The following is a 15,933-nucleotide window of genomic DNA, read 5'->3' on the forward strand; positions in this document are numbered from 1 at the left end:
TCTGTTTGCATGGCATAAATATTGGAGCTGGGTGCGACTTGTTGCTCCCGGCTCTATATTTGTGCGCTTTAATTGAACTAACTAGCGAGCGCAAAATAGATAAATCGTAAATCAAATCTAAATCCAACGAAAAACTCACGAAACGAGGAAGCATGAAATTAAACGACGCTGTTGCTAAAGTATATGCTTTCCTCAACAAAATCTCCCAAAACAAGCTTTTCAAAAACCAAACAAACGCAACTCAAACTAACGAAACCAACTTAATCGAAACCAACTTAACCGAATCAAACGCAACCGAAAATAACGCAACTCAAACCCACGCAACCGAAGCAAAATCCACCGCAAGCAATCACAAATCTAAGCAAAAATCTAAGCTCCGCCGCATCGTCGAGCCAATCGCATTCGTGCTGGCAGGCATTTTGTGCTTCAGTTACCCTGTTGTTTCAACGCTTTGGAATAATCGCGTGTCGAAGGAGATTTCTAACGCGTACGACAAGTATAACCACGATCAGGCTGGTGACGTGCGTCGCGCTCACATTCGTGCCGCGAAGCTTTACAATAAAACTCGTAAGAATATGCTTACCACGGATCCGTATGGTCCGGATGGGCAAAAAGACATAACTAACACACCTGAATACAAGCGTTATCTTAAGGCGCTTGAGGAGCCTATGGGCATTATCGGCATTGTAAAAATTCCGAAGATTGGCGTAAAACTTCCTATTTATCACGGCAGTTCGCAAGAAGTTTTAGCGCACGGCGCTGGTCATTTGTACGGCACGGATTTGCCGGTTGGCGGCAAGAACCGCCACACAGTTATTACCGCGCACACGGGTCTTGCGGATGCCACCATGTTCGATGATTTGGTGAATTTGAAGAAGGGTGACTATTTCTACCTCGACGTGCAAGGCGAAACTTTGCGATACAAAGTGTTCCGCATCAGCGTGGTTGAGCCGCACGATATTAGTTTGTTACAGCGCGAAAAGGGGCGCGACTTGGCGACGCTGCTAACGTGTACCCCGTATGGCGTGAATTCGCATAGGCTTTTGGTGACGGGGTATCGTGTGCTGCCGGACCCTGTGAAGGTGCCGGGTGACCACGTGCAATGGCCGCTTTGGATGACGCTATTCGTGATTGCAATGGCGTTCTCATTGATTATTTTGTCCATGATGATCGCTGTTGCAACGTCTAAGCGAGGGCGACAGCTCGACATTCGCGGCAAGCATTTGCTGGTACTTTCGCGCAAGATGCTGCGTAAGTTGCGTCGCGAGTAGCGCGACGACCTGCCTGAGCGCAGTATTGCGCGCGCGAAGGCAATTCGGAGCGCCGAGCTTGCTCAGCGTTGAAAGCACGGTGTGCTTTCAACGCAAGCGAGGTCTGCCTGCGGCTTTATTGACGCAGGCAGGGCAGGTTAGTGCGGTTGTGCTTTAGAAACTAGGTTGTGACTGGTGTGCGCTGACGACCTGCCTGAGCGCAGTATTGCGCGCGCTTGGAGCGTCGCACAATGCTAATCACTCCAAATGTGAGATAACGCTCGCACTATAAGTGCTCGCTTACGAAACTCGCGTTGGAAGTCCACTGGACTTCCAACTTGAGCGAGTTTCCGCTCCGAGTTGCTTTCGCGCGCGCTGTGCTGCGCTCAAGCATGTCGTCGCGCCTGCGTTTGGAGTGCTAAAGTAGCGCAAACCCTCCAAACGTGAGATAACGTTCGCGCGAGCGTAAAATTTAGGTCAGTTGCGCATATCGTCGGTTGGCTGAAAAATTTACGGTTTATATTGCGCAACGCACTAACATTAGTTGGTAAACCAGCAATATTTTTTTAAAAAACATTGTCAAAATGCAAGGTTGTTGAAAAATTCTGTAAATTATATGTTAACTACAGATTTTTTACATGTTACTTGTGGAAAAGTGTTTGCGAGAAAATGGCGTAATTTAGCCATTTTTTCTATCCTAAATACAAATTTTTCAAATTTTATTTGCTAAATTAACAAGTTAAAAAAATTTTTTCTCTTTAAACAAGTGCTAGAGTATATGAAAAATATTTTGTTGCACTTGCAAAAATACACCATTATTTGCTGTTTGCATGGGGGGGGGGTATATCTCTTATGCGATATTTAGCGGAAATGATTCAAACCAGCGTAACAAAAATATTTACACCCGTATGAAAAATTTTGGCAGCCAGTATGAAAGATTTTGGCAGCTGGTATGAGTTTGTGATAGCTAGAACCGAAATTTTTCCGGGATAACAACCACCATTTTGAAGGAGAGTATGTTTATGAAGTTCAAACGAACGTCATATCTGACTCGTTTAGCAGCATTAGGTGTGGCTGCGGCGACGCTTATGGTGCCGCTTGGTACAGTTCCTGCGGCATTTGCAAAAAATGATAATGAAACTAAAAAAGATGGAAATGCACTTGTCTCTAAGATACTTGATTCATCTTTAAAAGCTAATAGTGAGATTAAGTCTATAGAAGATTTACGCCATGTTAATCCAACTCTTGCTAAAGCTTTTGAGCATTACAGTAAAAAAGATCAATTTAATAAAAATTCAAATGCTCAAGTGACTGTTGTTGTTACGTTGAAAAATAATCATCAGCAACTCACGGATACTGACGAAAAAGCCAACATTCATGAGCAGAATGCTTTAATTAACCGCGTAAAGTCAAAGTACAATATGACGGTTCGTCGCCAAGTTGGTTATTTGATGAGCGCTTTTGAAGCTACACTCCCTGAAAAACACGTTCAAGATTTGAAACGTGAGCCAGGTGTAGTTTCTGTCGCAAAAGAACGTTTATATCATCCAATGGAAAATACTGCACGTAATTTGCAAGGTGTGCAAGCTGCGTTTAAAAAATATCATCTTGATGGCACTGGTATGTTGGTTTCCATCATCGATACGGGCATAGATCCAACTCACCAAGATATGAAGCTTGATGCTTCAGCTAAGACGCATCTTCGATTACAACCAACAGGTAAAGGCAACACTACTGACAAAGTGCCTGCAGGTTTCAATTACGCTGATGAAAATACTAATTTCACAGATTCGGGTGCGGAACAGCACGGTATGCACGTTGCCGGTATTGTGGCTGCTAACGGCGATGAGACTGGTGCTCCTGCATCTGAACATAATCGTGTTGATGGCATAGCTCCAAACGCTCAGCTGCTTGCTATGAAAGTATTCTCAAACGTGCCGGGTTCGCATGGTGCTCGTGATGTTGATATTGTTGCTGCAATCGAGGATTCTGTAAAGCTTGGTGCTGATGTTATTAACATGTCTCTCGGATCAGATAACGGTTTTGGTGGAACTTCTAATGCTACATCTCTCGCTTTAAAGAAGGCTCACGAAGCTGGTGTGCTTCCAGTTATTTCTGCAGGAAACTCCGGCTTGAACTTCTCTGAAAGTGGTGGCATAGACGATGTTCTAGGTAAGTGGGATGATGCAACTCTTGGTTCACCATCTTCTTATCCTTCTGCTTTCAGCGTTGCTTCTGTAGAAAATTCAAATATTACTCAGCAGTCTGCAAATTGGGTTGGAAAAGATGGCAAGTCACATACTTTGCCGTACAGCTATTCTATTGGTTCTTTAACGGATGCACTATCTCAGCATGAACTTGTGGATGCTAAAAAAGCTACTAAAGCTGATGTTAAGGATCTTGATCTTACAGGTAAATATGCTCTCGTAGAACGTGGCGATATCAGTTTTACTGAAAAGTTTAATAATGCGATTTCTAAAGGTGCTAAAGGTGTGATTGTTTACAATCACGACAAAGATTCATCCTTATTCATAGGAATGGGTGGATTGGACAAAATCAAAGGTTGCTTTGGTGCGTCTATTCCTCGTTCTTATGCATTAGAAATTAAAAAAGTATTAGATAATGGTGAGAAAGTAAAGATTGCTTTCACTGAACAATTCGTTACTATCGCCAATCCGGATGATGGGAAGCCTTCTAGCTTTACTTCTTGGGGTCCAACTCCAGAATTTGATTTTAAACCTCAAATTGCTGGTATCGGTGGTAATGTTTGGTCTACGCAGAATGGAAATAAGTACACCAGCATGTCTGGTACTTCCATGGCTGCTCCAAACGTTTCCGGTCTTTCAGCGTTGGTGATGGAAAGCTATAAGAAGCGTTTCCCTGATCTTAAAAAGTCTGAAATGGCTACTCGTGTAAGCCAAGCATTAATGAATACAGCAAGTATTATTGGACATAAAGATTCTGCAGATAGTCGGAAAATTCCTTACGCTCCTCGTCAAATTGGCGCTGGTTTAGCTCAGGTCGATAAAGCTGTTGCTACTAACGTGATTGCAACAGTCAACGGCAATTCGTACGTTGCTCTTAAAAACGTGAATTCTAATCGCAACTTTACAGTTACTTTGCATAATTATGGTAAGACTCCAGTAAAATTTGCTGTTCCAGATCAGGATGTGGTAAATGAGTCTAATGAGGCAAATAAAGATACAGTAACCTCTATTAGTGATACTGAAACGTTGCAATCAAAAACGCGTGAAGTTACGGTAAAGCCTGGCAAAACCGCTGATGTTAAGTTTACGTTAAGCCCAAATCGTTCTAAAGGCAATCATTATATTGAAGGTTGGGCGCGATTTGAATCGCTTACTGATACTCAGCCAGATGTTTCTGTGCCATATCTTGGCTTTGTTGGCGATTGGAACGATGAACCTATAATGGTAAAACCGGGAGAAAGCTATAGTGCAAGCCGTAGTGATCTTACGACATCATTGCTTTCTGTAGCTGGTTTTATGGGTAAACTTCCGGTTAATAATGAAACGAAGCCTTATGTACTTGGCGAATTTTCACCTGCAAATAGAGATGGCTGGATGGATTATGTTGTTCCATCTATGGCTATATTCCGCGGTGCATCTGAAGTAAAATATTCTGTGTTGGATTCACATAATAAAACTAAGATTGTTCTTGGAACAGAACACAACGTGAATCGTTCTACTATTTCTAATGTTGGAGCAACCGATGGCTTAGCCGGAAATTTTGACGGGTCTGTGTGGAATCCAAAAACAAGTAGATTTGAAATTCTTCCTGACGGATGGTACACGTATCGTATTCAAGCTCGCTTAGGAGATAAGTTTGATTGGCAAACTTATGACATGAAGGTAGCAATCGATAATCATGGACCTAAAGTCACAGTATCTGATCGTGATGCTAACGGCAATGTGAAGATTGTTATTAGTGATGAATTAAGTCCTGATCCTGGCGTACCAACTATTCATCTTCCTGGTGTAAAGGATGCCTTGAACTATGGTGATGAAGACACTCAATGCCCGTTGAATGAAGCAACTCGTACGCGAGTGTGCAAGACTATTCACATTGGTAATGAAGCTCAATACATAGATGTGCTTGTTCGAGACAATGCTATGAATTCAACTGAGGTTAAAAAGGTATTCGACACATATGCTGTGAAGAAACCGGATGGTTCAGAAGAATCTAAGAAGAACAAGAAGTTTATTATTCCAAATGAACAAAAACTTACTTCTCAACAAATTAAAGCTAATGCTCTAGAAGAAAGTAAGACCGACCCAGATATTAATGGTAAGTTCTATCTTGAGGGATATCTCACTAAAGATGTTGCTTCTATAAAAGCTTATGTGACTCCTGAAGGCGGTAAAAAGCAGGAAGTCAAATTAGCTAAAAAGCGCAAGGGTGAGAATACTTTCTATGCGTTTGTGCCACTGAAAAATGGTGAAAATACTGTGATGCTTAAAGCTTTTGATAGTAAGGGTGACCGTATTGGCAATAAGAAACTTGTTTTAAAGTTTAATGCACAAACACCTAAGATTACTGTTGATGGTCTTGACAACAAGGGTAATTTGCCTGTAGCTGCAGATGGTAAAGTAACTGTTGCTGGTAAAGTAACTGATACTCCTGGAGATACTGTAAAGCTAACGCTTAATTATCAAAAGGCTGCTGACAACACTACTGCAGCTAATGCAGTTGCTGGTTCTGTGAACAATCATGCTTCTGGTTCTGCCTCTGAATCTACTACTAAAGCTGTTTCTGGTGCTAATACAACTTCAGCAGCGAATATTAATGCAAATATGAAGCAAGCAGATACAGCTGCAGCTAGTAAAGAAACTGAAGAAGTAGTAACTGTTGGTAAAGACGGTAGCTTCAAAACAGTTATTACTCCTGCCGCTAAAGCTGTTATGGTAACTCTTGTAGCTACTGATTCTGCTGAAAACACTACAACTATAGGTTTGGCTCTCGCTGGTCGTTCAACTCCTACGCCTAAACCTGCAGCTGCAACAAAAGATTTCATGCTTACTAATGCTGGCTCTATGGGTTCTTATGCGTGGTTAATTCATAAGAAGAATAATGGTCCAGACGTTATTGGCACTGATTACTTTGTTGCTCAAGGTGATGTGAGTTCCAAAGTGACTAGCGTGGTGTTTACTCCAGCTTCGCGTTTTGATGCTACAACTAAGAATCTTGTAACTCCAAACCCATTGCGTGCTGAAATTAAGAACGGAAAGTTTAGTGTAAAGCTTCCAATGCATCCGGGTATAAATGATTTCCGCTTGCAGGTGAACACTAAATCAACTGACGAAGATGCTGATGAAGACGATGAAACGAATGTAATCGATACTCCTGCAGCATTCTACTTCGACATTACGCCTCCAACAGCACATTTCGATACTCCAAAACTGTATGGTCACACGTTGTTCACTAATCGTGACACAGTGACTTTCAGTGGAAATGTATCAGATGATGCTTTCGGTCAAAGTTTGCGAATTAATAATGATTCTGTAGGTGATTTCTACACTTTGGACACGAATGGTAAAGAAACAACTCGTCGCCAATTCTCAACTGACATTCAAGTAGACAATGGTGATAAGTTGCTGCTGCACTTAAGTGATCAGGTTGAATCTCATTTACTTGGTGTGATTCCAGTTGTTCTTGATGAAGTTGATCCTACTGTTAAAGCAGGTTTGGTTGAAGGCGAAGAAATCACTGATGGTCACGAAATTACTGTTAAAGCAGAAGATGATAATTTGAAGTCTTTGCGCGTTATGGTTGATGGTCATCCAGTAGCGTATACGGAAAATTATCTTCCAACTACAGCAGTAGAGGACACATTAGTGGATGTTTCTAAGGTTAACGATAATCCAACTCCAGATAAGCCAAGTTCTACAACATTAACGTTGAAGATTCCTACTAAGAAGTTGGTTGATGGTACTCACACTATCACTATTGAGGCGACCGATTTTGCTGGTAATACAGCAAGTGACGCAAGTAATAATGCAAATGGAGCTACTGCATATACATTCACGGTGAAGAATGGTGTGAAGCCTGGTGAGAATCCAACGAAGCCAAGTAATTCAGGAACCAAGGATGAGTCAACTCAAACTGATTCTGCACCAATTCCTCCTGCTTCTACAAAAAAGATCCAAAAGTCTCTTGCTGGATTAGAAACCAAGAATGTCACAGCTGGAAAGGAAGTAAAGATTTATGTTTCTGGACAGCCTGAAGCTGTGAAGAAAGCCAAATCCGGTGATCGCATGTATGCGTTCATTTACTCTGATCCTAAGGATCTTAAGGGTGAAGATGGTCATGAATATGTGACAGTGCATACTGATGAAAACGGTAAGTACTATTTCAAGGCTTTGATTCCTAGCGGATATTCAGGTAAGCACACAATCTTACTTATGGATGCAAAAGGTAACCAGATTGCTTCTGGAGAGGTATCTGTATCTTCCTCTGCTTCTTCTGATAGTGGCAGCCAAACTGGTTCTGATAATAAGAATAATCAGAACCAGAATGGTAGCGGTAATGCTGGTAATACTGGTAACTCTGGTAATACTGGTAATAGCGAAGGTGGAAGCACGGGTCACGGTAACGGTAGTGGCAACAACGGTGGCAGCACTAGCGGTAATGCAAGCGGTAATACTAGCGGTAATGCCAGCGGTGATACCAACAATAATAGCCGCGGTGGTAGTCATGGCGGTAGCCACAGCTCTAACCACGGCGGTAATCATGGTGGAAAATCCTTTACTACTGGAGGTAATTCCAGTAATAATTCGGAGTCGTCCTCAAAGGATGATTCTGATAAGGAATTGAATGAAGATGCGGATTCTGCTAATGCAGATACTTCTGCCAACGCAGGTGCTGCATCCGGCGATGCTGCTGCAAAGCAGAAGGCTGCTGAAAAGGAGCAGGCTGACGCTAAGTCTGCCGCCAAGAAGATGACTTCTGATTTGGCGATGACTGGTAGCAGTGTGATTGGCATGGTTGTGACGTTTATGGTATTGCTTGCAAGCGGTGCTGTAACGTTTAAAACTCGCCGCCATCATACGCACACAAGCAAGTAAATAAACAAAATAAGTAAATAACATAAATAAACAAAGAGCACTTTTCATCTTCTAGTAAGATGGGAGTGCTCTTTTTGTATGTAATATATTTTGGAGAATAATCCATAGTTTGTTTTACATATTAATTTGCTTCATCATTCATTCACGTGGATACTCGTTCGCTCTCCAAATGCGAGACAAGTTCCCCGTATTTGGAGCAAAACACAACCTAAAACCCTCCAAATGTGAGAAACTTTCCTCGCTTTTGGAGTACCACACAAACCTACGTTTAGTAAACCCACCATCCAAAAACAACTGAGCTCTTGTTCTAAACAAACAAGAGCTCAATGAAATCACGTGTAGGAGCAACCTACACAGGTAAATTAGAGTCTACCACATCCCCTTAGAATTTGCGTTTGTCAGGTTATATTTCGTGGCGAATGTCAAACTAAATGTGCAATAATGTACAATATTTTCATGTCTGCTAATACATTTTTTACTTTGCAAGAAGCGCAACAATTTTGTGGCGTGGCTAGATTTAATCGTTATATGCGCGATGCAAATAACGATTTAGGTACAGCTATGCTTATATGCAAATCGAATCATGAATTAGCAGGAATATTGCATGAGCAGATTGGATACGTAGAAATATGCGTGCGTAATTCAATTGATTTAGAACTTCGTAAACTTGCGTTGAAAGAAAAGCAAAATGAGGAATGGACCAATCCTCTGTATACGCCAGATTTGGTTAAAGATTTGATTGAAAATCAAATCAAGCAAGCGAGAGAAATTGCAGTTCACTCGCATGATGGTAGAAGCGTAAATCATGATGACATTTTATCTAAACTCATGTGGGGAACATGGGTAAAGCTTGTTGGATCTTCGGAAACAAAAAATAGCAATCGCATTCAACAAAAACTTTGGAAAGATGCTGTAGGCAATGCGTTTCCATTTGTGAACTGTTCAAAAATGAATAAAGAGTACGATGAGGATAGAAGAATAATAGCAAAAAATCTTATTTATATTAAAGAGATTAGGAATAAAGCAGCTCATTTTGATAATTTATATAACATAGCTAGGGGAAAGAGGAATCTTACGAACGCACTGTTTACGCTACTTCATGCGGTTAATAAGTTGTTTACAACTGGATGGATTGATCCCTCAAAAATACGTAAAGCTGCTAATAAATATTTGGAACTGATGATTGGTGTTGATGAAGTAAACGGTATGAAAGCAAATGCGTAAGTTGCGCGAACTGCCTGCCTGAGCGCGCGCAATGCTGCGCTCAAGCAAGTCGTCGCGCCCGTGTTTGGAGGGCTTTGGTGGGTTTTTGCTCAAATCGAGGTAACGCTCTCACCGTGTAAAATTTAGGTCAGTTGCGCATATCGTCGGTTGGCTGAAAAATTTACGGTTTATATTGCGCAACGAACCAACATTTGTTGGTAAATCAGCAATATTTTTTTAAAAAACATTGTCAAAATGCAAGGTTTTTGAAAAATTCTGTAAATTATATGTTAACTACAGATTTTTTACATGTTACTTGTGGAAAAGTGTTTGCGAGGAAATGGCGTAATTTAGCCATTTTTTCTATCCTAAATACAAATTTTTCAAATTTTATTTGCTAAATTAACAAGTTAAAAAAATTTTTTCTCTTTAAACAAGTGCTAGAGTATATGAAAAATATTTTGTTGCACTTGCAAAAATACACCATTATTTGCTGTTTGCATGGGGGTGGGGTATATCTCTTATGCGATATTTAGCGGAAATGATTCAAACTAGCGTAACAAAAATATTTACACCCGCATGAAAAATTTTGGCAGCCAGTATGAAAGATTTTGGCAGCTGGTATGAGTTTGTGATAGCTAGAACCGAAATTTTTCCGGGATAACAACCACCATTTTGAAGGAGAGTATGTTTATGAAGTTCAAACGAACGTCATATCTGACTCGTTTAGCAGCATTAGGCGTGGCTGCGGCGACGCTTATGGTACCGCTTGGTACAGCAAATGCTAAAGATGCTACACAGAATAACGGTGTTTTTACAAAAAGCCAGTTATTAAAATTAAGTAAAGAATCTCATAAAAGTTATATTGATAGCTACAATCTTTACAAAAAATTTGGTTCAAAAACAGTTATTAATTCTAAAAAACCTGTAACTGTTATTGTTACTTTGAAGAAACAGCCACAACTTCCTTCGAAACAATCTGAAAGCAGTAATAAAGCTGACCAGAATCGTCTTATTGAAAAATGGTCTTCAAAATATGGCATGACAGTACGTCGCCAATTTGGTTACCTTATGAATGGTTTTGAAGCAACATTGCCAATTAATAAGATGTCTTCTTTGCAAGCTGAACCAGAAGTAGCTTCTGTTGCAAAAGAACGTTTGTATTACCCTCTTGAAAATTACGCTCGCGGCTTGCAGGGTGTGAATGAAGAATTTAAAAGGCGTGGTCTTGATGGAACAGGTATGCTTGTTTCTATTATCGATACGGGCATTGATCCAACTCATCAAGATATGAAGCTTGATAATTCAGCTAAGAGTCATCTGAAAGTACAGCCACGAAAAGGTTTCACTGATAAAGTTCCGGATGGCTACAATTATGCTGATGAAAATTACACTATTACAGATAGTGGTGCAGAGCAGCATGGTATGCACGTTGCTGGTATTGTTGCCGCTAATGGTGATGAACCTGGTAAGCCAGCAGACAAAAATTGGCGTGTAGATGGAATTGCTCCAAATGCACAGTTGCTTGCAATGAAAGTCTTCTCAAATATGCCAGGTTCGCATGGTGCTCGTGATGCTGATATAGTCGCTGCAATCGAGGATTCTGTAAAGCTTGGTGCAGACGTTATTAACATGTCTCTTGGCTCAGATAACGGTTTTAGCGGAACGTCAAGTGCTACTAGTGTAGCGTTAAAAAAGGCGTATGAAGCTGGTGTGCTTCCAGTTATTTCTGCAGGAAACTCCGGCTTGAACTTCTCTCCATCTGGTGGTGAAGATGATGCTCTTGGAAAATGGGATGATGCTACTTTAGGTTCACCTGCTGCGTTCCCTGAAGCATTTAGCGTAGCTTCTGTTGAAAACTCGCATCTTACTCAGCTTAAATCTGAGTGGGTTGACAAAGATAATAAAAAAACGCCAATTCCTTATTCACCTGCTTCAGGAAAAGCTGACGGTAAAGAACATGAGATCGTGAACATTGGTCTTGGCAAAGAAGATGAAGTTAAGAATTTGGATCTTCACGGAAAGTACGCTTTAGTTGAACGTGGAGCAATAGCATTTACTGAAAAATTCCAGAATGCTATTGATAAGGGTGCTGAGGGTGTAATTGTTTATAACAAAGCTGGCGATTCAGCACAGTTCCTTGGCATGGCCGGAGTTGATAAGTTCACATGCTTTGGAGCATCAATTCGTCGTGATGATGCTTTAAAGATTGTTGATGCGCTCAAAGCTGGAACAGTAAAAATTTCATTTAATGATGCTTTCATGGTTAATAATAATCCAGAAAATTTGAAGCCTTCAACATTTACTTCTTGGGGTCCAACTCCAGAACTAGATTTTAAGCCTCAGATTGCTGGTATCGGTGGTAATGTTTGGTCTACGCAGAATGGAAATAAGTACACTAGCATGTCTGGTACTTCTATGGCTGCTCCAAACGTTTCCGGTCTTTCGGCGTTAGTGATGGAAAGTTATAAACAGCGTTTCCCTAATCTTTCTCCAAAGGATCGCGCGATTCGTGTACGTCAAGCTTTAATGAATACCGCAATGATTCTTAAGAATAAAGACGGTGTTCCTTACGCTCCTCGTCAAATCGGCGCTGGTTTAGCTCAGGTAGATAAAGCTGTTGCTACTAATGTGATTGCAACAGTCGACGGAAATTCATATGCTGCTCTACGAGAAGTTAAAGATTCTGGACGTAATATTACTGTCAATTTACATAATTACAGCAATAAAGACGTAACTTATAATATTCCTCAGCAAGATGTTATTAATGAATCAAACGATAAAGATAAGAATACGCATACGTATATTAGTAATGATGAATCGTTAAATTCTCTTAGTCAGACTGTGACTGTTCCAGCGAATAAAACTGCATCTGTCACCTTTAAGCTTGATGTTAACTCTTCGCGAGATCATTATGTTGAAGGATGGATTCGTTTTACTTCAAAAACTAGCGGAGAACAAGACTTAGCTGTTCCATATCTTGGCTTTGCTGGAAATTGGAATCATGAGCCTATAATCCTTGGTCCTAAAGACGCATATGGCAAATCTAAAACTAAACTACTTGCAGGACCTTACTTCATGATGCCTGCAGTGCAAGTAAATAAGGAATCGGACAGTGCTTACGAATTCTCTCCTAATGGAGATGGTGTATTAGATTCATTAGTTCCAGCTATGGTTTTGTTGCGCAATGCTGCTGATTTGCGTTATTCGATACTAAATGATAGGGGTAAAGAATTACGAGTACTAGGTGAGGAACATAATGTTTCAAGAATGAGCTTAGGTAATTTTGGCTCTCTTGATAAAGCTGAAGCTACTTACGTTTCTCCTGTAAGTAAGTTTGACGGTAAAGTATATAATCCTCAAAAGGGAAGCTTTGAAACTCTTCCTGACGGTTATTATAAGTACCGTATCTCTGCTCGATTAGGTGATAAATTCAGTTGGCAGAATTGCGATATGCGTTTCAAGATTGATACACATAAGCCAGAAATGATACTTTCTGATCCTGTTAATGTGAAAGTCGATGATGAAGATGATAATGGTCATCCAATAAAGAAAGATGCACAAAAAATCACCATTCGTGTCAAAGATGCTATGAAGAGCGAACTTAGTGATTTGATGGTTTCAAGCCAATCAGTTGATAAAACTATCAAAATGTATGATGACGATTATGAAAAAACACCATGCAAGACAGATAGTGAAGGTTATCACGTATGCGACGTTATCTTAGATAAAGATGACACTTATATTAGTGCAAGCATAAAAGATATGGGTGGAAACTGGAATGATCAAAGTAAGGTCTTTAAGGATAAATCTTTGTATCTTACAGGTAAAAGCGTGCTTGATGGCGAGAAGCTTGGTTTGAAGGATTTGAAAAATGGTAAGGTTGATCTCATAGGTTATGTAAGTAAAGATATAAATCATGTGAAGATTAGCGTTACTAACGGTAGTGATACTGTTCAAACCCTTGATTTGAAGCCTGAAAACATGAAGTTTGACGCAGGATTATCGTTAAAAGACGGTAAAAATGATGTTAAAGTTGAAGCTTCTGATTCTAAGGGAGCGGTAGTTGCTTCGGATAGCCTTACAATCTACTTTAATTCGCATATGCCAACTGTTAGTGTCACGAATGCCAACAGTGATGGAATGTTGCCTGTTAAAAGTGATGGTTCGGTAGAAATCAAGGGTAAAGTTACTAATACAAATAAGCTTCAAGTTCGTTATAAGCGTGCAAAAACATCTTCAGATCCTGATGAAAGTGATTGGCTGACTGGCGAGAAGAAAACTACTGTTGATGCTCGTGATAAAGTTACAGTCAAATCTGATGGAACTTTTGATGTTACTGTAAAACCTCTTACAAGCGAAAAAAGTATCACATTAGTTGCTATGAATGATGGCAATAGTATTAGGCAAGATATTGGATTAGCTGGTCGTGCTACTGTATCAAAGGCTAATACTGATGATGAAGATGGCTCTTTGAATTTGATTGTTGCTGATAATTTGAATGTAATAGACAAGAAGTATATGTGGATACACAGTGACAAGACTGATTCAAAGGACATTACTAATAATTCTCTCGTATTTAGAGGTCATGTAGATAAGAGCAAGAATATTACGTCTATATCATTTACTGAGGCAAATCACGTAAAAGATAATGGTGAATATGAGGATCCAAAACCTATTGAGACTAAGCCTGATGATCAAGGTAATTTCTCTATAAAGTTGCCTATGCATCCTGGTGTTAATGATTTCCATCTTCTTGTGAAGTCTGGAGATAAGAAACTCTTTGATGGTCCGGCTGCTATCTTCTTTGATAATGAGCCTCCAAAGATTACGTTATCTAAGCCAGAACTTTACGGCAATACTTTGTTTGTCAACAAAGACACTGTAGATTTCGAAGGCACTTTGAGTGATGACGCATTCGGATATGATTTCTATATCAACGGTTCTGTGGTATCCGACTTCATGTCGTTTGACGGTGGTGGAGCTGCTGTAAATCGTAAGAGTTTCACAACTGAGATTCATGTTGCAGACAAAGATCACATTCTCATGCAATTTAGTGACAAGAATAAGTATCAATTTGCTGGAATGATTCCTGTAGTCTTTGACAATGAAATTCCAACAGTCAATATGACATTACTGAATGATCAGAAAGTCAGTGATTCATATGTTATCAAGGTGAGCGCAAAAGATAAGAATATTAAGTCACTTCATGTGTCTATCGACGGTAAGGATGTGTCTTCTGCAGAGAATAATTTGCAAAAGACGTTAGCTGCTAGTATCCTCTCAGAAAATGAACCGGATGCTGCTAAGAATAAGCCAGCTGTTCCAAATAAGAGTGAATTGACTGTTAATGTTCCAGTTAAGGAGCTTTCTGCCGGAAAGCACTTAATCACAGTTGAAGCTGTTGATTATGCTGGTAACGTTGCAACGAAGAATACTTCCGCAGAATTCGTCGTTGAAAAGAAGTCGAATGATGGTCATGGGAACGATCATGGTTCCTCCTCTGTAACTGTCAATCCTCCTTCCACCTCAACTCCAGCACCTAAAGCTCCTGAATCTACCGCAAAGCTAGATCAGTCGCTTAAGGGAATCCTTGTTGCTGGTGAACATATGAATAATGTTGTTCGTGCTGGTAAGAGCAATCCTGTGAAGTTGTATTTCGCTGGCATGGATGCTCCTGCTAAGGGTGATGCTGGCTCTAAGTCTCACAAGACTAAGGTCTCTTCTGCCACGAGCGAGTTCATCAAGGAACTTAAGAAAAACAAGGTTGCTTACGCTTATGCTTACATGTATTCTTCGCCTGTGTTATTGAAGGGCGCAGATGGATCTAAGTATGTGAAAGTAACTTTGGATAAGAATGGTCAACCTCAGTTTAATGTTGTGATTCCAGCTGGCTACTTCGGTAAGCATACGATTGTTTTGCTTAACGACAAAGGTGAGCAGCTTGCTTGGGCTAACGTGTGGGTTGTTCCTGAGAATGCTACAGCGTCCGATGAAACAGATGCAGAGATTAACCTGAAGTATTCGGAGCTTCATTCTGGTACTGGATTCGGCAACGGATTAGGTGCTGGTTCTGGATTTGGCACATTTACTGGCACTACTTACGTTGGTACAGACGGAAATGCCTCCAACGGAAGTGCCAACGCAGGTGCTGCGAATGGCAACGCTGCTGCAAAGCAGAAGGCTGCTGAAAAGGAGCAGGCTGCCGCTAAGTCTGCCGCCAAGAAGATGACTTCTGACTTGGCGATGACTGGTAGCAGTGTGATTGGCATGGTTGTGACGTTTATGGTGTTGCTTGCAAGCGGTGCTGTAACGTTTAAAACTCGCCGCCATCATACGCACGCCAGCAAGTAAATAAACAAAATAAGTAAATAAACAAACAAAAGTAAATAAACAAA

At 40.5% G+C, this 15,933-nt stretch carries 4 protein-coding genes; all 4 read left to right on the forward strand.

Annotated features, from left to right (window positions below; translation table 11 throughout):
- Positions 1-152 precede the first annotated feature (152 nt).
- Positions 153-1,271, forward strand: a complete 1,119-nt coding sequence (locus HXT44_RS01860) for a class C sortase (protein WP_421783025.1) — start codon at positions 153-155, stop codon at positions 1,269-1,271.
- Between the two features lie 1,001 nt (positions 1,272-2,272).
- The gene (locus HXT44_RS01865) at positions 2,273-8,332 is read left to right on the forward strand and encodes a S8 family serine peptidase (RefSeq protein ID WP_421783026.1); all 6,060 of its coding nucleotides are present in this window, start codon (positions 2,273-2,275) and stop codon (positions 8,330-8,332) included.
- A 441-nt stretch (positions 8,333-8,773) separates the two neighbouring features.
- Positions 8,774-9,556 (forward strand): Abi family protein, encoded by a 783-nt coding sequence (locus HXT44_RS01870; protein WP_285089557.1) that lies wholly within the window; start codon positions 8,774-8,776, stop codon positions 9,554-9,556.
- A gap of 672 nt (positions 9,557-10,228) precedes the next feature.
- Positions 10,229-15,889, forward strand: coding sequence for a S8 family serine peptidase (locus HXT44_RS01875; protein WP_421783028.1), 5,661 nt, complete (start codon positions 10,229-10,231; stop codon positions 15,887-15,889).
- Positions 15,890-15,933: the final 44 nt, after the last annotated feature.

This window comes from Gardnerella sp. DNF01198P, assembly GCF_049244165.1.
Lineage (GTDB): Bacteria > Actinomycetota > Actinomycetes > Actinomycetales > Bifidobacteriaceae > Bifidobacterium > Bifidobacterium swidsinskii.